General features: G+C 69.7%; 11 protein-coding genes and 1 pseudogene. 4 read left to right on the top strand and 8 right to left on the bottom strand.

Annotation, left to right across the window (positions count from 1 at the left end):
• Positions 1 to 275: 275 nt before the first annotated feature.
• The 3 genes and pseudogenes from QFZ67_RS23565 to QFZ67_RS23555 all read right to left on the bottom strand — a co-directional run bounded on the left by QFZ67_RS23565 (position 276) and on the right by QFZ67_RS23555 (position 2,771).
• Positions 276 to 1,640 (bottom strand): phosphomannomutase/phosphoglucomutase, encoded by a 1,365-nt coding sequence (locus tag QFZ67_RS23565; protein ID WP_307663059.1) that lies wholly within the window; start codon positions 1,638 to 1,640, stop codon positions 276 to 278.
• 50 nt (positions 1,641 to 1,690) lie between these two features.
• A pseudogene (locus tag QFZ67_RS23560) lies at positions 1,691 to 2,238 on the bottom strand (L-lactate permease); the annotation flags it as partial.
• Positions 2,239 to 2,342: 104 nt separating this feature from the next.
• Positions 2,343 to 2,771 carry a DUF3499 domain-containing protein gene (locus QFZ67_RS23555; protein ID WP_307663058.1) on the bottom strand — a complete coding sequence of 143 codons (429 nt, stop codon included), beginning with the start codon at positions 2,769 to 2,771 and terminating at the stop codon, positions 2,343 to 2,345.
• Between the two features lie 274 nt (positions 2,772 to 3,045).
• Between QFZ67_RS23555 and QFZ67_RS23550 the strand changes: the two genes are divergently transcribed.
• Positions 3,046 to 3,474 (top strand): metallopeptidase family protein, encoded by a 429-nt coding sequence (locus tag QFZ67_RS23550; RefSeq protein ID WP_307665943.1) that lies wholly within the window; start codon positions 3,046 to 3,048, stop codon positions 3,472 to 3,474.
• Between the two features lie 85 nt (positions 3,475 to 3,559).
• On the opposite strand, the gene QFZ67_RS23545 is transcribed toward QFZ67_RS23550, so the two are convergent.
• The 3 genes from QFZ67_RS23545 to QFZ67_RS23535 form a co-directional block, all read right to left on the bottom strand.
• On the bottom strand, positions 3,560 to 5,125 hold the full coding sequence (locus QFZ67_RS23545; protein WP_307663057.1) for a DUF5719 family protein: 1,566 nt from the start codon (positions 5,123 to 5,125) through the stop codon (positions 3,560 to 3,562).
• On the bottom strand, positions 5,122 to 8,943 hold the full coding sequence (locus tag QFZ67_RS23540; RefSeq protein ID WP_307663056.1) for a glycosyltransferase family 2 protein: 3,822 nt from the start codon (positions 8,941 to 8,943) through the stop codon (positions 5,122 to 5,124). The genes QFZ67_RS23545 and QFZ67_RS23540 overlap by 4 nt, the downstream gene beginning before the upstream one ends.
• Positions 8,944 to 9,217: 274 nt before the next feature.
• Complete coding sequence (locus QFZ67_RS23535) at positions 9,218 to 9,481, bottom strand: WhiB family transcriptional regulator (protein ID WP_023541320.1); 264 nt, start codon at positions 9,479 to 9,481, stop codon at positions 9,218 to 9,220.
• A gap of 692 nt (positions 9,482 to 10,173) precedes the next feature.
• Here QFZ67_RS23535 and QFZ67_RS23530 point away from each other — a divergent pair.
• Genes QFZ67_RS23530 through QFZ67_RS23520 form a run of 3 tightly spaced genes read left to right on the top strand, consistent with a single transcriptional unit; the run spans position 10,174 to position 12,990 of the window.
• On the top strand, positions 10,174 to 10,674 hold the full coding sequence (locus QFZ67_RS23530; RefSeq protein WP_307663055.1) for a cysteine dioxygenase family protein: 501 nt from the start codon (positions 10,174 to 10,176) through the stop codon (positions 10,672 to 10,674).
• Positions 10,675 to 10,687: 13 nt separating this feature from the next.
• Positions 10,688 to 11,644 carry a 2-phospho-L-lactate transferase gene (gene cofD / locus QFZ67_RS23525; protein ID WP_307663054.1) on the top strand — a complete coding sequence of 319 codons (957 nt, stop codon included), beginning with the start codon at positions 10,688 to 10,690 and terminating at the stop codon, positions 11,642 to 11,644.
• Complete coding sequence (locus QFZ67_RS23520) at positions 11,641 to 12,990, top strand: coenzyme F420-0:L-glutamate ligase (RefSeq protein ID WP_307663053.1); 1,350 nt, start codon at positions 11,641 to 11,643, stop codon at positions 12,988 to 12,990. The genes cofD and QFZ67_RS23520 overlap by 4 nt, the downstream gene beginning before the upstream one ends.
• Before the next feature lie 25 nt (positions 12,991 to 13,015).
• Here QFZ67_RS23520 and QFZ67_RS23515 read toward each other — a convergent pair whose 3' ends face one another.
• Both QFZ67_RS23515 and QFZ67_RS23510 read right to left on the bottom strand, forming a co-directional pair.
• On the bottom strand, positions 13,016 to 13,486 hold the full coding sequence (locus QFZ67_RS23515) for a hypothetical protein (protein ID WP_307663052.1): 471 nt from the start codon (positions 13,484 to 13,486) through the stop codon (positions 13,016 to 13,018).
• A complete protein-coding gene (locus QFZ67_RS23510; protein ID WP_307663051.1) occupies positions 13,486 to 20,760 on the bottom strand; it encodes a polymorphic toxin-type HINT domain-containing protein in 7,275 nt (2,424 codons plus the stop codon). Before QFZ67_RS23510 ends, QFZ67_RS23515 begins: the two co-directional genes overlap by 1 nt.
• Positions 20,761 to 21,047: the final 287 nt, after the last annotated feature.

Below are 21,047 nucleotides of genomic sequence, written 5' to 3'. Positions count from 1 at the left end.
CTTTCGGGCATTCCGCATGTCGCACATGCGGTCGTGGTGATCCGGATCGAGCGACGTCAGCGTACCGCTGGGGGGCGGGGGGCGGCGCGTTCTGGGGGTACGGGCGGCTGTTCCCCGTACCCGCCCGGCCGGTACGGGCTGTTTCCCGTACGTACCGGCCCGGCCGGTACGTACGGGCCCGTTCCCGCCCGGCCGGTACGGAGCCGTTCCCGTAACCGCCCGGCCGATAGGGGGGCTCTTCCTTCGCACCCGCCCCAGCGCCCTTGGTCCGGGCGTCACGCCCCCCGGACCAGTCCCAGCACCTCGTCCCTCACCTTTGCCATCGTCTGCTCGTCACGCGCCTCCACGTTCAGGCGCAGCAGCGGTTCCGTGTTCGAAGGGCGAAGGTTGAACCACCAGTCCTTCGTCGACACCGTCAGGCCGTCGAGTTCGTCGATCGTGACGTCCTCGCGGGACGCGTGCGCCGCCTTCACCGCCGCCGTGCGGGCCGCCTGGTCGTCGACCGTGGAGTTGATCTCGCCCGAGCCGCTGTAGCGGTCGTACTGCGCGACCAGTCCGGACAGCGGGCCGTCCTGCGAGCCCAGCGCCGCAAGGACGTGGAGGGCTGCCAGCATGCCCGTGTCCGCGTTCCAGAAGTCGCGGAAGTAGTAGTGCGCCGAGTGCTCGCCGCCGAAGATCGCTCCCGTACTGGCCATCTCCTGCTTGATGAAGGAGTGGCCGACCCGGGTACGGACCGGGGTCCCGCCGTTCTCGCGGACTACCTCCGGGACCGACCACGACGTGATCAGGTTGTGGATCACCGTCCCGCCGGGGTGCTTCGCCAGCTCGCGCGCCGCGACCAGTGCCGTGATCGCCGACGGCGAGATGCCCTGGCCCCGCTCGTCCACTACGAAGCAGCGGTCCGCGTCCCCGTCGAAGGCCAGGCCCAGGTCCGCGCCCTCGGAGAGGACGCGGGCCTGGAGGTCGACGATGTTCGCCGGGTCCAGCGGGTTCGCCTCGTGGTTGGGGAAGGTGCCGTCAAGCTCGAAGTACATCGGTACGAGAGTGACGGGAAGGGCCTCGAAAACCGTCGGGACCGTGTGGCCGCCCATCCCGTTGCCCGCGTCCACGACCACCTTCAGCGGACGCATCGACGCCAGGTCCACCAGCGACAGCAGATACGCCGCGTAGTCGGTGAGCGTGTCCCGCTGCGTCACCTCGCCTCGCTCGGCGGCGGGCTCCGGGGCGCCCTGTTCGGACCAGGACTCGACCAGCGCGCGGATGTCCGCCAGACCCGTGTCCTGGCCCACGGGCGCCGCGCCCGCCCGGCACATCTTGATGCCGTTGTACTGCGCCGGGTTGTGCGACGCGGTGAACATCGCGCCCGGCAGGTCCAGCACCCCCGAGGCGAAGTACAGCTGGTCCGTCGAGCACAGCCCGATCAGCGTGACATCCGCGCCCCGAGCCGCGGCCCCCCGCGCGAACGCCCCCGAGAGCCCCGGCGACGACGGCCGCATGTCATGGCCGACGACAATCGCATCCGCCCCCGTCACCTGGACGAACGCTGCGCCGAACAGCTCGGCCAGTGACTCGTCCCACTGATCCGGCACCACCCCGCGGACGTCGTACGCCTTCACGATCTGCGACAGATCAGCAGTCACGGGCCACCCCTCCAGGAATCTCTGCGGTCACCACAAAGTACCCGCACAAACTAGGGGAGCATCCAGCCCTGCCCGGCCGTGCTCTGTGCTGTCACGATCAGGCACATCACCAGGAGCAGTCCCAGACTCGACGGCAGCACCTTGCGCAGTTCTCCCTCCTTTCCCGTGAGCCCGACAGCCGCGCAAGCGATCGCGGGATCAGCGGCAGCGAGACCGCATTGGCGCCGGCCGGCTCCCCCGCCGGGCTCGCGACATCGAGGAGCGGCCGGTCGAAGACCCGCGTCGCATGGGCCAGCAGCCGCCTGACCGGCGGTATCTGGGCGACGGAGAAGATCGCGACGTCCTCGCTCCGTACGCCGGTCAGCACTGCCGCCCGCACCGGCTCCGCGGCCGGCTTGCGCGCACCCGGCACCGCGACCAGCGCGGCCGCGCCCACCAACGCCGCTCCGATGCCGGCGAGTTGCGCCGAGACATGGTTGGCCGCCGCGAACTGGGCAGCTGCGAAGGCGAAAACGCAGGCCAGCGCGGGCACCCAGGTCTCGAGCAGACCTCGCCGCCAGTCGACGAGCCCGACCAGTACGAGCGGTACGACGAGGGCGAAGGAATGGCCGTGTCCGCGACAAGCGGAGGTCAAATGGTCCGTACAGGATTCAAGTACGGGATTCAGTGAGTGAGTGGTGGGCCCGAGGTTGCGCTAGGGGCTCAGGAGTCCGGGGAACGCAGCACCCGCAGATGGCCGCGGCGCGCGACCTCCATCGGGTCCGCCGTCCGCCGGCCGTTCTGCGCACCGGCCTCGGCCGCACGCCCCTGAGGGCGGGCCGCTTCCCGTACGGCGTTGGCGAGCGCCTCGAGATCGTCACCGCTGGGCCGGGGCGGGGCGGAGCCGTCGGTGAGCCGGACGACCTCCCAGCCGCGCGGGGCGGTCAGGCGCTCACTGTGCTCGGCGCACAGGTCATAGCAATGGGGCTCGGCGTAAGTGGCGAGCGGGCCGAGGACCGCAGTCGAGTCGGCATAGACGTACGTCAGTGTCGCGACGGCAGGGCGGCCGCACGCGGTGCGCGAACAGCGACGTACAGGGCTCACGACGTTGGACGGTACCGCACTCTTGAGCGGGCTGCGACGACTCTCCACCAGGTCACTCCACCGTGTCGTGCCGTGACGTCGGCCATGGCGACTCCCTCAGCAACTGCCCTGACCTGCACGGAAAGAGACACGCGCGGTCGACGACCGCCCGTGATCCGGTCATGACTTGGCGTAAATGAGGTCAATCACGATGAGATCGGCGATCGCGGGGAGATATGCAATCGGGCCCAAGCTTGGCCGGAATGTTCAATTAGCGACAAGCTTCCCGCCCGGCGCGCACACTCGATCGCCGCGCGCCGGGGAGAGCTACTCTGCGTCAGTGATGGACAGTCCCGTACCTCCCCGCCCGACCGAGCCACGGCCGCGCCGTCGCGACCGCCACGGCCGCGGCATGCGCGGGCCCGTCGCACCGCCCCAGGTACCCCTCGCCGCGAGTCGGGCCGAGTCCTTCCGCGACCTCGTGCAGGACTCGGTGGAGCGGCTGGAACGGCGCTGGCCACAGCTGGCCGACGTGGATTTCCTGGTCCTGGACGTGCCGGGCGCGCCGGAGGGGTCGGTGCCGCTGGGCAGCTCGGTTCCGGCGAACAAGGGACAGCCGGCCCAGATCGTGGTCTACCGGCGGCCCGTCGAGATCCGCACGAAGAATCGCGACGAGCGGGCGCTGCTGGTGCACGAGGTGGTCGTGGAGCAGGTCGCGGAGCTGTTGGGGCTGGCGCCGGAGTCGGTGGATCCGAGGTACGGGCAGGACTGACCTCTGACAGATTTCAAAATTTGTCAGCCGTCATCCGTCATCCGTCAATCGATATCCGATAGCCGTCAGACGTCAGACGTCAGCGTCAGTCGTCGAGTACGGACAGGTCCTGCTCGGCATCCGGCACCGCCACCGTCCCCCTGTCGTCCGGCAGCGTCTGCACCGTGAACATCGAGATGCCGTCCTGCGGCAGCGCCAGCGTCCGCGACGCGTGTACCGGGCCGCCCGACTCCGTCTCTACCGTCAGCGCGTACGAGCCCTTCAGACCGGCCGGCACGGGCGGGGTGACCGCCAGCGTCGTACCCGCCTTGACCGTGTACGTCTTGACGACCTGGGTGCCGCCCTGCGTGCCCACCGACGCGGTGACCTTGACCTGCGCGGTGGCGCCCGGCGCGGTCAGGGAGAGCGTCGAGCCCTTGGCCCGGTTGTCGGCAGCGGTCGCCCGCGCCCCCACCGGCGCGGTCGCCGGGATGTAGGCGACCTCCTGCTTGTCGCCCTTGCCGCGTACGACGCGCAGCGCCGCGACCACGGGGGTCGCCCGGCCGCTCTGGGACGGGCTGAGGATCAGCGATCCGGCCTCGCCCTTGGTGACGTCCAGCAGGTCCACGCTCGCGGTCATGCCCGACTTGACGTGCAGCGTCTCGTGTCCGGCCGGGGTGATCCGGCCGCCCGTGCCCGCGAGTTGCACCTTCAGGTCGGCGTCGTCGTCGCCGGGCGCGAAGGCCACCAGACGTACCGATGTGGCGTCCGCCGGGATGCCGGGCAGCACCGCGATGCCCGACGGGTCGGCCGAGGCGGTCAGCCAGTCGCTGCCCGCCTTGTCGTCGGCGGCCCGCACCGCGGCTCCCACCCGCCCGGTGCGGGTGGTGACATGAACGGTCACATCCGCGGCGGGCTCGGCGGCGGTCAGGGTGGAGAGCAGGACCGGGACGCTGGATCCGGCCGGGACCGGGATGCCCTCGGTCAGCGTGGTCTTGAGGGCGCCGTCCTTGCCGTAGAGCTCGATGTCGGCGACAGCCGCGGTGTCGTCCGGGTTTGTGAGGTGGACGTAGTCCTGCCGGTCCTCGGCCGTGGACGCGCCGGGGAACCAGAAGTCGGTGTCCGGCCCGGTGCAGCTCAGGCCGAGCAGGCCGCGCGAGCCGCCCGCGGTGACCGTGGTGGTCTGCTGGGTGGTCCAGCCGGGGGCGAGGCGGCCGGTCGCCGTGCCGACGAGGGCGGGAGCATCGCCGCCCTCGGCCTTGGCGGCGACGGGTTTGCCGGGCTCCTTCAGCGCGAGCACCGGCTTGCCGGGCGCCGGCTTCTTCGCACCCTTCGCCGCGTCGCCCTTCTTGGCCCCGTCCTTCGTCGTCGCGTCGTCCTTCTTGGGCGCGGTGTCGGGGTCCGCCAACACGGCCGTGGACGGCTTCAGTTCGGCCGTACCGTCCTTCGCATCCCCGGCCGTTCCCGCCGGGGTGAAGGAGGTGTAGCCGGTCTCCGCGACCTCCGAGCTGCTCGGCGCCGGGCAGAGCAGGCTGGAGCGCTCGACCGGCAACCGCGCCGGGGCCTTGGCGTCCGTCGCCGCACCACCGTCCGGCGCGGTGAGCGCGGCGACACCGGTGACCGCGGCGAGGGCCGCGGCGGTCGCGAGCAGGGAGATGGTTGTGCGCTTCACTCTGACTCGCCTCGCGTTGCGTTGCCGGCGTTGCCGTTCGGGTCGGGGTGCTGGTCGGTCTCGCTGCCGTAGGCGTAGGGGTCGTACTGCCCCTCTTGGTACTGCCCGTCTTGGTACTGCCCGTCTTGGTACTGCCCGTCGGCGTAGGACGTGGGCTGGTACTGGTCGGCCTGGTAGGGGTCCTGGAACTGGTCGCCCTGGTACGGCTGTTGCTGGTACGGCTGCTGGTACTGCTCACCGCCGTACTGCTGCTGCTCGGCGCCGTACGTGGCGCCCTGGTACTGCTCGTTGGCGTACGGGGCGGCGTATCCGGCGTCCGCGTACGACTGCGCGTCCCATTCGCCGTACTGCTGCTGCGGCACCGCCGCGTAGGGCGACTGCTGCTGCTCCCCTTGTTGCTGTTGCTGTTGCTGCTGTGGCTGCTGCTGTGGCTGCGCGAAGGTGTCCTGTTCGGCGGGGAGTTGAGCGTACGGATCAGGGTGGGCCGCAGCAGCCTCGGACGACGAAGACGACGAAGATGACAAAGGCGACGAAGTCCCGGCCTCCGCTTCCATCTCCGCTTCCGCCTGCGCGCGCAGCCTGCGTGCCCTGCGCCCTTCGCCCTCAACCGCCTGGACGGGGACCGCGATCTCCTCGTCCGGCAGGTCGTCGTCGATCTCCCGCCGCCTGCCCGGCAGTGCGAGGACCAGCAGCACCAGCGCGAGCCCGACCTGGGCCCAGATCCAGCCGGTGTGGGTGGCGGGGGTGTCGTACGTCAGGTCCAGCCGGCCGCCCTCGGCGGGGAGTTCGAAGCCCTGGGCCCAGCCGTCGACGGTCGTCTTCTTCAGTACGCGGCCGTCGAGCGTGGCCTGCCAGCCGTCGTCCGCGCGGTCCGCGATGCGCAGCACCCGTCCCGACTGGCCCGCCGGGATCTTTGCGTGCGCCTCGACGGCGTCGGACGCGACGGGCAGCGGGTCGCCCTTGCCGCTGACGATGGTGGCCCGGGCGACCTGGCGGTCGACGCGCCACAGTGCGCTCCCGTCGAGCTGGCTGAGCCTGCTCAGGCCGGGTGTGGCGTCGAGGACGCGGCTGGTCTGGCGGGGTGCTCCGTCGCGTACGAGTACGTAGCGGATGGCGAATCCGCTGAGCTGGCTGGTCTGGTCGGCGCCGGAGCCTGCCACGAGATTCGCGACGATCTTGTCGAGGCGGGGGTCGCTGCCGCCCGCCTCGGCGAGTTCGGCGTCGCCGAGCCGGCCGCCGGAGCCGCGTACGAGGGTGTAGGAGACCTTGGCGGCCGAGGCGCCGCCGAGGACGAGGGTGCGCGGCTGGTCGCGGGTGTCGCTCTCCTCCGCGACGAACGCGGGCACCTGGACGGGGTCGCGCCGCTCCACCGGGCCTGCGGCGCCGCTGAGCATCCAGTTGCCCGCGGCGAGCAGGGGTGCCAGACCGGCCGCGAGGGCGACCAGGCCGGCGACGGGCTGGCGCCAGCCGAAGTCCTGGGCGGCGACGCGGGCACGGCCGCCTTCGGCGCCGAGAACGGCTGCGGCGACCAGGGCGATGCTGTAGACGAGGGTGGCCGGGCCTGCCCAGCCGGAGCCGTTGGCGATCACCGCGAAGACCAGTCCGACCAGCGCCACGGCCCAGGAGGCGCGGATCGCGAACTGCCGTTCGCCGCGCAGCAGGGCGGCGAGTGCCGCCAGGACGATGCCGATGAAGAGGATTCCGCCTGCGGCCTTGGGGCCGCCGGGGCTCATTCCGAGGAGGTCGAGTGCGCTCGCCGATCCGGTGCCGAATTCGAGTCCGGCTTCGCGGAAGAAGGCGGACGGGCTGGTCAGCAGGGTCAGCGACCAGGGTGCGAGGACGAGCAGCGGGGCGCCGAGGGCGGCGAGGAAGCGCAGCCCGTACGCCGTGATGTCGTCGCGTCGCAGTACGAGGACGGCGATGCCGAGGACGAGCGCGATCAGCCACACGATGGGCGTGAACGCCATGGCGAGGGTGAGCAGGAGCGCGTACGCCCAGGTGGCGCGCCAGCTGCCGCGACCGCCGCCGGTGCCGCTGCGCAGTCCGTGGGCCGCGACGCCTGCCCGGGCGATGAGCGGCAGCAGGATCGTGAGGATGGCGGTGCCGAGCCGTCCGGTGGCGAGTGCGCCGGTCGCGGCCGGCAGGAACGCGTACGCGATGCTCGCCCAGGCCCGCAGCAGCCGGGATTCGACAATGGGGCGGGAGGCGAAGTACGCGGTGAGTCCGGCGAGCGGGACCGAGCAGACGAGCAGCACGGTGAGCGCGAAGCCGGTGGAGCCGAGGAACAGAGTGGACAGGGCCGCGAGCACGGCGAGGTAGGGGGGCGCGGTCTGGGTGCCGCCGGTGCCGAGGGGGTGCCAGTTGTCGGCGTAGCGGGACCACAGGTCGGAGACGTCGGCGGGGGCGGGCAGGAGTGCGCCGCCGGCCAGCGCGCCGCTGCCGAAGAGTCCGCGGCAGGCGACGAGCGAGACGAGGAGCAGTACGGCGAAGAGCACCGGCCCCGGCTTGCGCGCGATCTTCTTCAGGCGTGCGAACTGTTCGATCTCGAGGAAGTCGGCGTCGTCTCCGCCGGGTCCTGATTCGACGGCGCCGTGGCGTGAGCCGCCCGAGTCGGCGTCGGAGCCGCCGCCGATGTGGCCCGCGACCTGTTCGACGGTGGCGCGGATGGTCGCGCCGGGCGGCGGGAAGAGCGGGCGCAGTTCACCCGCTTCGACGGCGCCGCCCTGCTTGGCGCGCCTGCGGCGTCCGGCGATGATCCGTTCGGGCCGCAGCAGGGTGCCGAAGAGGCCCATGACTTCGTCGACGGCCTGGCCGGGGACTTTGCCGACGAGGTAGGCGAGGGTGCGCAGCAGGGTGCCGAAGACGATGCGCAGCAGTACGTAGGGGAAGGCGGCGCCGCGTGAGTTGGTGAGCAGGGTGTAGACGGCGCCGGCCTTGTCGACGCGGTGGGGGCTGGCGACGGAGCGGCCGGCGCAGTCGACGGTGCGGCGTTCGCGGGCGGCGGCTTCGGCGTGCCGCATGACAGCGTCGGGGGCGATGAGGACGCGGTGGCCGGCGGCGTGGGCGCGCCAGCACAGGTCGACGTCGTCGCGCATAAGGGGCAGTCGCCGGTCGAAGCCGCCGAGCTGCTCGAAGACGTCACGGCGGATGAGCATGCCGGCGGAGGAGACGGACAGGACGGAGCGGATCTGGTCGTGCTGTCCCTGGTCCTGTTCGCGGCGGTCGAGTCCGGTCCAGCGGCGTCCGCTGTTGGCGATGGAGACGCCTGCTTCGAGGAGTTGCTTGCGGTCGTACCAGCCGCGGAGTTTGGGGCCGACGATGGCGGCGTATTCGTCGGAGTCGGCGACGCGCAGCAGTTCGGCGAGGGCGTCGGGTTCGGGTGCGCAGTCGTCGTGGAGCAGCCACAGCCACTGGACGGGTTCGCCGTAGGGCAGTTCGGGCATGTCGTACGCGTCGTCGCGCCAGCTCCTGCTGACGGGGTCCCAGCCGCTGGGCCGCTTCAGGTACGGCAGGTCGTCGGGGGTGAGCACGCCCGCGGTGCGGGCCGCTTCCTCGACGGCGGTGCCGAAGCCGGTGCGGCGGGCGAGGTGCAGTACGCGCTCGGCGCCGAGTGCCTCGGTGACCAGCCGCGCGGAGTCGTCGGCGCTGCCGGTGTCGGCGGCGACGACGTTCTGTACGGGGCGTTCCTGGCCGAGTAGTCCGGCGAGGGCGTCGGGGAGCCAGCGTGCGCCGTCGTGGGAGACGAGCACGGCGGTGACGACGTGCCGCGGGAACTCGGGCGGGTGTGCGGGGGCGAACGCGGCTGTGGTGGCGGACATTGAGGTACGGGCCCTCCGGCCGGGGGGTCGCCCCGTAGGGGCGTTGGAGCGTCTCGGACGGGGCCCCACACTAACGGCTGGTACACGAACGGTCCGCCGACTGCGGTCAGGATGCAGTCGGCGGACCGAGGGTTACGTACCTGCTTGTGGTGTTTCGTCGGGCCCGGGGTGGGGCCTCGGGTCGGGCTTCGGTTACCGGTCGGGCTTCGGATCGGGCCCGGCATCGGGCCCCCGGATCGGACTTTGGATCGGGCTTCGGATATCGGTGCGGATTTCAGACGGCGGCCTTCTTCAGCCGACGGCGTTCGCGTTCGGACAGGCCGCCCCAGATGCCGAATCGCTCGTCGTTGGCGAGGGCGTACTCAAGGCATTCGGAGCGGACTTCGCAGGCGAGGCAGACCTTCTTGGCCTCGCGGGTGGAACCGCCCTTCTCGGGGAAGAAGGACTCGGGATCGGTCTGGGCGCACAACGCGCGCTCCTGCCAGCCGAGTTCCTCGTCCGCGTCCTCGACCAGCAGTTGTTCGAACAGCTCGGTCATGTGCGCCCCTCGATCTGTCTTTGCGTCCCCGTGATGTTGCCGTTGTCGATTTTCGGCCGAACGACACGAGTGAAATTACAAGTGTGCGGCTCCGGGCCAGTCAAGCTGAGATCTGCTATTGGGCCCGGTATTCACTCTGCGGAACCAAAGCTATGCGGAAAGTGTTCAAATCACCAAAAACCTGACACATGCCAGAGGCCTGCCCCGCACCCTCCTCTCGCAAGGAGAAGACGCCGCAGGGTTCGATCTTGTTGCGATCGAGCCATTTAAGCGATCCGGATCACAGTCCGATCACGGGGCCGCAACGGCGTTTACGAGCACGGTTGCTGCGCCATGTCTCCGCGGTCACGGCTGCACAAACCTTTCTCCGCACCCAGTAACCGGATGAGGTGAAACATTACCGCCAAATCGGTCATTGAGTTGACAGTAAGGACCCCAGCCGTCACCTTTGATTGCATGCCAGCGACCTCAGCGCACATCGCGACCCCACTCCGTGGGTTCCGCAGCGCTGTCCAGGCGCGCTGTTGCTGTTCCAGCTGTTGATTGCGCCGTAGCGCTCCAGCCACTCACCGCATGCAGCTCAGCCCCCATGCACCGCTTGCACCGCATGTCCTGCGACACTCCCCCAGACTCCGTCCGGGGGGACCCCCAGCACTGCAACTCACGTTCTCTGCCGAGGAACCACCGCACCCATGAACAGCGACAGCGACCTCCAGATCGCCGGCGACATCCTCGCCGTACAGCACCTGCTCCAGCCCGCCCGCGAGCACCCGGCCACCGTCGCCGACTTCGTCGGGCTGGCCCGCTCCATCGCCGCCGACCGCGCGCAGTGGGCCCACCTCGTCCAGTACGACACCACCTCCCGCTGGTACCACCGGCTGCGCACCGGACCGGGCTACGAGGTGTGGCTGCTGTCGTGGGTCCCCGGGCAGGGCAGCGGGCTGCACGACCACGGACTGTCGTCAGGCGTCCTGACCGTCCTCGACGGCGAACTCACCGAGCGCAGCGAGCAGGCCTCCCGGCCTCTCGCCGCGGGCGCGCAGCGGGTGTTCGCGCCCGGCTATGTGCACGAAGTCGTCAATGATTCGCTCGAACCGGCCGTCAGCCTGCACATCTACTACCCGGGTCTGACCGAGATGCCGATGCATCATGCCCAGTGCTCCCCGGCCGAACGCGACGTCGTGCCCGCCTGACAGACTGCTGTTCATGCGCATTGTGGTTCTGGCCGGCGGTATCGGCGGCGCCCGTTTCCTCCGCGGTCTCAAGAAGGCCGCGCCCGAAGCGGACGTCACGGTGATCGGCAACACCGGTGACGACATCCATCTGTTCGGGCTGAAGGTCTGTCCCGACCTCGACACCGTGATGTACACCCTCGGCGGTGGCATCAATGAGGAGCAGGGCTGGGGGCGTACGGACGAGAGCTTCCGGGTCAAGGAAGAGCTCGCGGCCTACGGCGTGGGGCCCGAGTGGTTCGGCCTCGGTGACCGCGACTTCGCGACGCACATCGTCCGTACGCAGATGCTCGCCGCGGGCTATCCGCTCAGCGCAGTCACCGAAGCGCTCTGCGCGCGCTGGAACCCGGGCGTGCGGCTGCTGCCGATGTCCGACGACCGCGTGGAGACGCATGTCGCCGTCGAGGTCGAGGGCGAGCGGAAGGTCATCCACTTCCAGGAGTACTGGGTGAAGCTGCGGGCGTCCGTGGCCGCGGAGGCCGTCGTGCCGGTCGGCGCGGACCAGGCGAAGCCCGCGCCGGGGGCGCTGGAGGCGATCGCCTCCGCGGACGTGATCATCTTCCCGCCGTCCAACCCCGTCGTCAGCGTCGGCACGATCCTGGCCGTGCCGGGGATCCGCGAGGCCATCGCCGAGGCGGGCGTCCCGGTGGTGGGCCTGTCCCCCATCGTCGGGGACGCGCCGGTGCGCGGGATGGCCGACAAGGTGCTGGCGGCGGTGGGCGTGGAGGCGACCGCCGCGGCCGTCGCCCAGCACTACGGCTCCGGGCTGCTGGACGGCTGGCTGGTCGACACGGTGGACGCGGGCGCGGTGGCGGAGGTCGAAGGGGCGGGGATCCGCTGCCGGGCGGTGCCGCTGCTGATGACGGACGTGGACGCGACGGCGGAGATGGCGCGGCAGGCGCTGGAGCTGGCCGAGGAGGTACGGGCGTGAGCTCGTCCTCTCCCGCGTCCTCTCCCTCGCCCTCGCCCTCTCCCGCGTCCTCGCCCTCGCCCTCGTACCGCGTCTGGGCGCTGCCCGGTCTTGGCGAGGTCCGGCCGGGCGACGACCTCGCGAAGCTGATCACCGCCACCTCGCCCGGGCTCGCGGACGGCGACGTCCTGCTCGTCACCTCGAAGATCGTGAGCAAGGCCGAAGGGAGGATCGTCGAGGCGGCGGACCGTGAGGCGGCGATAGACGCGGAGACGGTACGCGTGGTGGCGCGGCGCGGGCACCTTCGTATCGTCGAGAACCGGCAGGGCCTGGTGATGGCCGCGGCCGGCGTCGACGCCTCCAACACCCCTGCCGGGACTGTGCTGTTGCTGCCTGCCGATCCTGATGCCTCGGCGCGCGCGATCCGCGAGGGGCTGCGGGCGGCGCTGGGCGTCGACGTCGGCGTGATCGTCACGGACACCTTCGGGCGGCCCTGGCGCAACGGCCTGACAGATGTCGCGATCGGCGCGGCCGGAGTGCGGGTCCTCGACGATCTGCGGGGCGGGTCTGATGCGCACGGCAATCCGCTGAGCGCGACCGTCGTCGCCACCGCGGACGAACTGGCCGCCGCCGGTGACCTGGTGAAGGGCAAGGCCGATGGGCTGCCGGTCGCGGTGGTGCGCGGTCTGCCGCATCTGGTCGAGGAGGGCGACAGCGCCCGCGCGATGGTCCGCACCGCCGCGGACGACATGTTCCGCCTCGGTACGTCGGAGGCGGTACGGGAGGCGGTGACCCAGCGCCGTACGGTGCGGGAGTTCACCGACGAGCCGGTGGACGGCGGCGCGGTGCGGCGGGCGGTCGCGGCTGCCGTGACTGCTCCGGCGCCGCATCACACGACGCCGTGGCGCTTCGTACTGCTCGAATCCGCGTCGTCCCGCGCCGAGTTGCTGGACGCGATGCGGGATGCGTGGATCGCGGATCTGCGACGCGACGGCAAGTCGGAGGAGTCCATCGCGAAGCGGGTGAAGCGGGGCGATGTCCTGCGCAAGACGCCGTACTTGGTGGTCCCCTGCCTGGTGATGGACGGGTCGCACCACTACGGGGATCCGCGCCGGGACACCGCCGAACGCGAGATGTTCGTGGTCGCGGCGGGCGCGGGCGTGCAGAACTTCCTGGTGGCGCTGGCGGGCGAGCGGCTCGGGTCGGCGTGGGTGTCCTCGACGATGTTCTGCCGCGAGGTGGTACGGGACGTGCTGGGCCTGCCGGAAGACTGGGACCCGATGGGCGCGGTGGCGGTGGGGCATGCGGCCGCGCCGGCGAAGGAACGCCCGCCGCGCGACGCGTCGTCCTTCATCGCGGTGCGCTGAAGGACGACGCGTCGTTCGTGTCCTTCTACGAAGGATCTCCCTCTTCCCATGTCGCCACCAGATCTGCGGCGACAACGAAGAGGGAGCCGCTCGTGAACGCAATTTCGTGGGTGAATCCGTCGGGGTGCGGAAGGAGCTCGTCCAGCAGCAGACTTCCGAGCCGGGGGATCGTCCCATCCCCTTCGTCGACGGCCACACGAACGTCGCGGACATCGGTGTAGCGAATCCTCAGCCCCGACTCGTGTTTCCAGTCATTGGGGTTAAGGCGGATGGTGAGGGAGAGCTCTTCTCCCTCATCGACCAGTGAAGCTTCGGCCATGGTCAGATCCTTCACACAGCGCGTGCTACCGAAGTCGTAGTGCCCTGCGTGCGAGGCGAACGCATACGCCCCGGAGGGAAGCGCGCCCTTGAGTCCCGGCAGTTCGCCGAGGTACGCCTGCGGATCGAGGGAGTAGCCGTACTGGTCTTCCAGGGGAGCCACTCTCACAAACTTCATCAGCAACCACCCGTAATCCGCGGGAGCTTCCAGCTGTCGCCCTTGACGTTCTGCGTACCCTTGGGACCCAATCGGCCCGAAGCGCGCATCTCTCCCACTGCCAGACCCTTTAGATTGTTGTAGACATCCTGCGGAACGTGGACGTCGGCACTCTTCCCATGCTTGGGGAACCAGCCGTTACTACCGAAGATCCCGATTTCCTTGCCCCGATGGTAGACGTGGACCTCGAAGTCTGCTGTACCGCCGATATTGATCCGGTCCAGGCGGCCCGTGTACCTACTTCCGAAACTCAGCGGATCCATCGGACCCCCCGCGTTATGGACAAGGACCGGGGTGGTTCCAGCGAGCACGTAGTACGTGTGGAACTCGTCGACGGTGAAGTTGTGTACGGTGGCCGGCGCTGACCGACGCGCGACCGCGAGGATCGTTACCTGCCGACCAGGTCCGGCCAGCAGGTGCTGACCGGCGATCAGGTCCGTTGCTGCAAGCCATTCGTTGAGTTCCGGAACCCAGAAAGGGTGCCCTGCGGTTGTCGTGATCTCGGCGGTCTTGCCACCGGTCTGCCCGTCGGTGTCGACCTTTACGCGGACGAGGTTCTTGTTCCCTGTGTCCCCGCGGATCGCCGAAACCTCCTTGCTCCGCGTTTGGCCGGTTTCGGGATCGGTGGCCAGAACCTTGTCACCGGTCTTGATGTCCTCAATGGGCTTGGCCGTGCCGTCTGCCATCAGCACGAGCGTTCCGGGGACAAAGCTGTTCAGTTCGCAGACGTCGTCGACCTTGTCGATCACCTTGTAGGTAACCTTCAGGCCCTTCGCGAGCTTGGCTATGGGCAGGTCCAGGGCGGCCGCCCCGCAGGAGGACAGCTCTCCGCCGAAGCAGCCCTTCCATGCCTCCGTGTCCGGGGCCACGACGCCCACGATGATCGCCGTGACGATCTTCTGGGACGCGGACTGCTCGTACGAGACCAGGCCCATTCCCTCAGCGGCCACGCAGAACTTGCTGCCCTGGTCCTCGGGGTTGTAGCACTTGCCCTGCGCCCACTGCTTGAGGCGTTCTTCCTCCGACTTCACCAGCGGGTAGCGGGCCGCGAGTTCCTGGGCTGTCGGCATGCGCATGCCCTCGACCCAGGTGACGCCCTTTCCATCGGTCGTGATCGTGACCGTCTGGGCGGGCTTCTGTGGCTTGGTCGTCGACGAGGTGTTGGGGTTGTAGAGGTAGTCGCCGTCGGTGTCGTAGCAGCCTTCCGTCGTGCAGCCCGGGCCGTGGTCCGGCGTCCAGACCGTGTCCGCGCCGCCCGCGCCGCAGCCGTCGCAGAACAGGCCCGACGGGTCGGACGCGCTGATCGGGCTGTTGTTGCTGTAGGCGTACCCGTTCATCTGCAGCGGGTCTGTGAAGTCGATGACCGGGTCCGCCGAGACAAAGCGGCCGGCCGTCTGGTCGTACTCGCGGGCGCCGATATGGGTCAGGCCCGACGCGTCGTCGATGCCGACGCCCAGGTATGTGCGCTTGTTGGGCCACGAGGTCTTGGTCCCGCGGATCTCTCCGTACGGCTTGAAGGCCCGTCGTGAGACCGGCTGGTTCGCGGCCATGCCGATCACCGTGGTCGCCGTGCCCAGGTGGTCGCTGACCAGGACGTCCAGCTTGTGGCCGGTCGTCGCGCCGTTCGTGGTCGAGCGCAGCACCGTGGGGGCGCCGGCCTGGGAGTACGCCCGCGTCGCGCGGGTGATCGTGCCCGCGGCCGTCGTCAGCTCGGTCTCGCCCAGGTAGAGGACACTGCCCGAAGGGGTGTTCTCCAGCAGGCGGTTGCCCTCGGCGTCGTAGACGTACTTGGTGGTGACACCGTCGTCCGTGATCGTGGCGAGCTTGCGCTCCTGCGTCCAGGTCAGCTGCTGGGTGGTGTCAGGCAGGTCGCGGACCGTGGTGTTGCCCACGGAGTCGTACGTGTAGACGCTGCCGCTGCCGCTCGGTGTGGAGGTGACGTCGGCCAGCGTGTGGGGCTGGATCTCGGTGGCAGGAGCGGTGCCGCCGGGGACGGTTGTTCCGTAGCCGTAGGTGCGGGTGACGTCCTTCGTCGGGTCCGCGGGGTTGTGGATCACGAGCCCGGTGCGGTTGCCGATGACGTCGAAGGTGTAGCTGTCCCAGTAGCCCGTCGTACCGCCCGAGACCGTGCCTGCGAGCGGGGCCGCCCCCTTCAGCGAGTCGGTGAGCGCGGTGTCCGGGGCCGTCGCGTCGGTGACGTTGTCCGGTGCGTCCGCGACCGGTCCGCGGGTGGCCAGTCCGTCGGACCGGTATCCCCAGGACCAGCCGCCCGGGCTCTGGCAGGCCGCGCCGCCCGCCGAGGACGGCAGGTTCGTGGTCCAGGCGTGGACGAGCTCGCCCATCGCGTCGTAGGTGAAGCACTGGTTGTCGTTCGTAGCCGCGCCGGTCGTCGGATCGGACATCTTGTGGCCGATCGACGTGATCTTTCCGGCGTAGTCGTAGGAGTAGCGGGTGTCGCTGACCCGGGTCTTCGCCGTCTCCCGGTCGACGACGGTGCGCTGCAGCTGCCCCGTGTTGTTGTGGAGGAAGTTGGTGGTCCACACCCGGTAGGGCTGCGGGCCGCTGACCGTGCGCATCGGCTCGCCATACGCCGAGTACGTGACGTCCGCCGTGTACCAGGTGTCCCCGGACGTGGACTCCGGCAGGCCGTCCTCGTTGTACCGGGTGACGACCTTCTCCGCGGCCAGGCCGCCCTTCGCCGGAAGAGTCGTCGTCAGCGGCTTGCCGGTCGGCGTGTACGTGTACGCGTAGGCATACGTGCCGGAGACACCGGTGGTCATCGTGTTCGCCGGGATGACCGTCTCACGGCCGGTCGGCCGGTACCCGATGTCGTAGCCGGTGACGCGGTTGACGTAGTCGCCGCTCGCGTCGTGCCGGGTCGAGGAGACCGGCAGGCCCAGCGCGCCGGGCAGGGTGTCGTACCTGAACTCCTTGACGGGCGGGGCCGTCGCGGAGCCCTCGCGGACCGCGGTGAGCCGGCTCAGCTCGTCGTACGAGGAGAAGAGGGTGCCCTTCGAGTCGGTGACGCTCGTGACCCGGTCGGCGGCGTCGTAGTCCGTCGTCGCGGTGCCGGTGTCCGGGTCCGTGCTGGAGACGACCCGGCGCCGCGCGTCGTAGCTGGACGACCAGACGTTGCCCGCCGGGTCGGTGACCTTGGTCCGGTTGCCCCGGGCGTCGTACTCGTACGTCGTCGCACGCGACAGCGTCGAGTTCGTGTTGGTGTAGTGCAGGACCTTCGTGACCCGGCCCAGGGCGTCGTTGAACGTCTTGGTGGCGGGGTCGCTGACGCCCGCCGGGCGGACGTAGGTGGTCGTATCGCCGTACGTGGTCGAGTCGTTGTGCAGGAACGTGGTGCCGTGGTAGGTCGCCACCCGGACCTGGCGCTCAAGGCCGTCGAAGAACGTCCTGGTCAGGCTGGGGACGAGGGTGTCCGACTGGCGCTTGAAGAGCGAGGTCACCGGCTCGCCCTTGGCGAGGTAGCCGCTGGTCTGCTCCCAGGCCAGACCATGGTCGTTGTACCGGGTGTCGGTGACGATCCGGCCCGGGCCGTGCGCCTGCGACTGGGTCTGGACCGGCCGCATCAGGCCGTCGTAGATGGTGACCTGCGTGGCGTGGGTCCCGTCATCCTTGATCGTCTGGACGGTGACGGCCGAGGGCTTGGTGACCGTCGAGGACGCGTCGGCCATCTGGTACGAGATCTGCACGTCCGGCGTCTGGATACCGGAGGAGCGCGCCGGGGACCAGCCCTTGACCAGCCGACCGAAGACGTCGTACTCGTTGCGCGCCGTACGGCCGTTGGCGTCGGTGACGGTCAGCGGCAGCCCGCGCCCGGGGTCGAAGACGGTGGTGTTCGAGTGGCCCTTTGGGTTGATGGTCTTGATCGAGGTCACCGGACCACCGACGTCACCCGGGATGTACTGCGTCTCGGTGGTGCCGAGCAGCGGCTTGGTCACCTTGCGGATACGGCCCAGGGGGTCGTACTGCATGGAGGTGACCACGGTGTGCGAGGTGCCCTCGGCGTTGATGTCGGCGACGGAGGTGGCCAGGCCCTTCACCGGGGTCACACCGTAGGACAGTCCGTCGTACGAGGTACGGGTCGCGCTCACCAATTGGGTGCCCGGGTCGGCCGAGGCGTAGTCGGCGCAGGAGGTGGCCGTCGTCCGCACGGCCTTGACCAGGCCGACGAGGTTGGCCGAGGTGTTGTGCGCGTACTCGGTCTTGGTGCAGGAGTAGTCGCTCAGCGTCTCGCCGGTCCCGTTGGGCTTGACCACCGCGGTCTGCGTCTGGACGGGCAGCCCGTAGTTGCTGTCGAACTCCGTCTCGGTGCGCACGGCCTGCCAGCTCGTGCCGACGGTCTGGATCGCGTCCGTCTGCTGCACGCCGGTGCGGTGCGCGAGCAGCGGTCCGACGCCTCCGTCGCGGGCGCGTGAGGCCGTCTGCTCGGACCACGGTCTGCTCAGGGTGCGGCTGAGGATGCGGCCGCCGGCTCCGTTGTAGCTGATGGTCTCTGCGACCATTCCGGCGTACTGGTCCTGGTCGTCCGCGGCGAGCGTGACCTTGCCGGTGGAGTCCTTGACGGCACCGCCCGCACCTCGGAAGTAGCGGGAGACCGCGTACGACTGGGTCTCGGGATCGGTGCTCTTGGCGCTCTTGGTCTCGTTGCCCTTGACCGTGGTCACCGTCTGGTAGCCACGCCAGTCGCTGTACGTGCGCAGATCGGGCTTGGTGAACTCGTCGTCGCTCTTGCCCCAGGCAGCGTCCGCGTACTTGTACTTGGTGACGACGCGCGCCGAGACGCCGGTAATCCGGTCGGTCTCGATCACGGTGTCGGCGACGTACTTGTTGAACCAGGCGAGCTTGGGCAGCTTCTCCTCGCCGTCCGGGGACCAGCGCACGGGGTAGCAGGTGCCGTGGTTGTTCTCGGGGGCCACGCTCGGCTGAACCTTGCAGCCGCCGCGGTAGATGACCTCGATGTCGCCGCCGTGCTCGGTGGAGACGGTGCCGATGCGGGGGCGCTTGAATCCGGGGCGGTCGTCGCTGCCGTCCCGGGGGACGAGGTTGGGGAGCTGCTGGTCCTTGAGGTGCTTGAGCGGGTCGTTCGGGCCGACCACGTACTTCTCGAAGCTGACGCCAGACTCCGTCATTCGGGTTCCGCTGGTGGCGCCGGGTGCGAAGCCGTAGCGGGTGATGGAGTTCAGCCACAGACCGGGCGAGGTGTCGTACCAGTCACGCGGGAAGGAGTGGTTGAGGACGAACGTGTCGACCTTCTGCAGACCGGTGGTGCCGGGGCGGTGCGCGAACGTCTCGATCTTGCCCAGGCGCATCCGGTTCCAGAAGGAGGGAAAGGCCGGGCAGAGCTTGGAGGACGACTTGCAGTTGAGGCTGCCCGGGCTGTCCCACCAGGGACGGTAGGCGGCCGGGTCGTCGGTCTTGTCGAAGTTCTCGGACGCGCAGACGGTGGCACTCTCCAGGCAGCGCTGGGAGAGGTAGAAGTTGACCGAGGCGGTGGGAGTGCCGCCGAGGTTGTCGTCGCGCAGTCCGTACTCGATCGAGTCGGGCAAGCCGCCGCGGACGTACTTCTCCGGGGTCTCGGTCTTCTTGCTGACCGCGTAGTAGTTCGTCGACTGGTGCCAGTTGACGACCATCGCGTTGCCGTGAACGTCGACGACCTTGTCCAGGCCCCAGTGCCAGGCCTGCTGCTTGGTGGTGTCGTTGTTGCACCGGGAGGCGGCGAAGGTCGCGGCGTGGCAGGGCTCGTCGGGGTGGTTGCCGAAGACGGGGACAGTGAAGACCGAGCCGGTGTCGGCGTGGCCGCCGCCGATCTTGTTCAGTCCGTAGAAGTACTTGGTGCCGTCGGCGGTGGTGACTTCCCAGTACTCGCCGTCGTTGTCGCCGTTGCCGGCGCCGGTCTTCAGCTGAACGCGGGTGCCGTCGTCGTCCTGCGGGCGGTAGATGTCGGAGGTCGGACTCTCCCGCACCAACTCGACGGTCTTTCCACCGAGGGACATCACGGCGTTGTGCGAGACCCAGCACAGGTCGGAGGTCTCGTCCTTCTTCGCCGTGTTGTTGGGCGTCTCGCCGTCGACGGCCTTGGTGTCGTCCTTGCAGGTGCGGTACCGGCGCTGGATGTGGCCCGGGTCGTAGTCCCAGCCCTCGCCGATCCAGGAAGCCTGGGGCGAGGATGTGGCGGTCCGGCCGTCCACCGACTGGGAGTTGTAGCCCAGCGCGATCTTCGGCGCGGGACCGGCCGGGGCCGGTGGCACAGTGATCGGGTACGACCAGGTGAAGGCGCCGGAGGAACTGCCCGCGGCCCACTGGCCGTTGGAGATCAGCGGGGTGGCCTTGAAGGAGCCGCCCTCGCCCGCGCCCGAGTCGATGGCGCCGACGACCGCCCGGTCGCCGCCCGTGGCGGCGGACGTGGCGGCGGACTTGGGAGCAGGCCTGACATACGCGGCCTGCATGACACCGGAAGGCGTCGCCCCCAGCTGCGGCGCTGCGGCCGGGGTCACGGTGCCGTCGGCCGCCGTGTCGACCGTGGCCGTGATCGACTTGGCCTTGGAGTCGTTGACCGTCTCCAGCTCCTGGTAGGTCCGGCACTCCTCGACCGCGGGGGTCGTCAGATAGCACTCGGGGAACTGGACGAAGCGCAGCCGGGAGGACCAGTCGGCGCCGTAGAGGTTCTGGTACGCCCGGTAGTCGAGCTGGACGGAGACGGGGACGGAGCCGGAAGCGGGCGCGGTCACCGTGAGCAGCGCGCCGTCGACGCCCTTGGCGAGCGGGTCGGCGCGGTCGGTGATCGACACCTGCCAGGTGCCGGTGGGGGCCTCCGCACCGGTGGCCTGGCCGAGCTTCACCGGTAGGTCCTCGGCGGGCTCGAGCGCCACGGGGGTGGCCGAGGCCGTGCCAGTGGTGAACGCCGCGGGCTGGACGGGGGCGCTGAACTCGACGTTGCCCGTGTCGGCCTTGGGCGGGGTGGTGGTGCCCGCCGGGGCCTCGGACTGCGTCACCGGGGCTTCGGCACCGATACGCGCGAGGCCGGCGTTTCCGCTCTTCTCCGGGACGAACTGCCCCTTGGGGAGGGCCTCCAGGACCAGTTCCTCGCGCGGGACCTCGTCGCTGGCGGGGTCCGGTGGCAGGGCTATTGCCTGAGCCGGAAGGGTCAGGGCGAGCAGTACGGCAGCGGCCGGCACCGAGAGGGCGCGCAGGCGTCGGCGTACGGACGGCAGAGCTGGCACAGCGAAGTCCCCCCGGACGACAAAAAGCGGCGCCTGGGCAGACCGCGGGTGAAGTCAATGAATGGGGCGATTGTGTGGGGCAGCCGTGAAGAAAGACCAGACCACAAGTGATCAAGTGATGGTGATCACAGCAACAAATCAGCCATGTTCATCGCAGGGTCGTGGTTAAGCCGCAGGACCCGGCGAGACGTGCCTCATCAGGGGATCCAAGCCTTCTGCCGCATTACGGAGCCTGTCCGTCCACATGGCCTGAAATCACCCTGGATTATGCCCGGATTCGCGGCGGA

The sequence above is a fragment of the Streptomyces sp. V1I1 genome (assembly GCF_030817355.1).
Taxonomy (GTDB): domain Bacteria; phylum Actinomycetota; class Actinomycetes; order Streptomycetales; family Streptomycetaceae; genus Streptomyces.
This window is presented reverse-complemented; position numbering and strand designations above follow the sequence as displayed.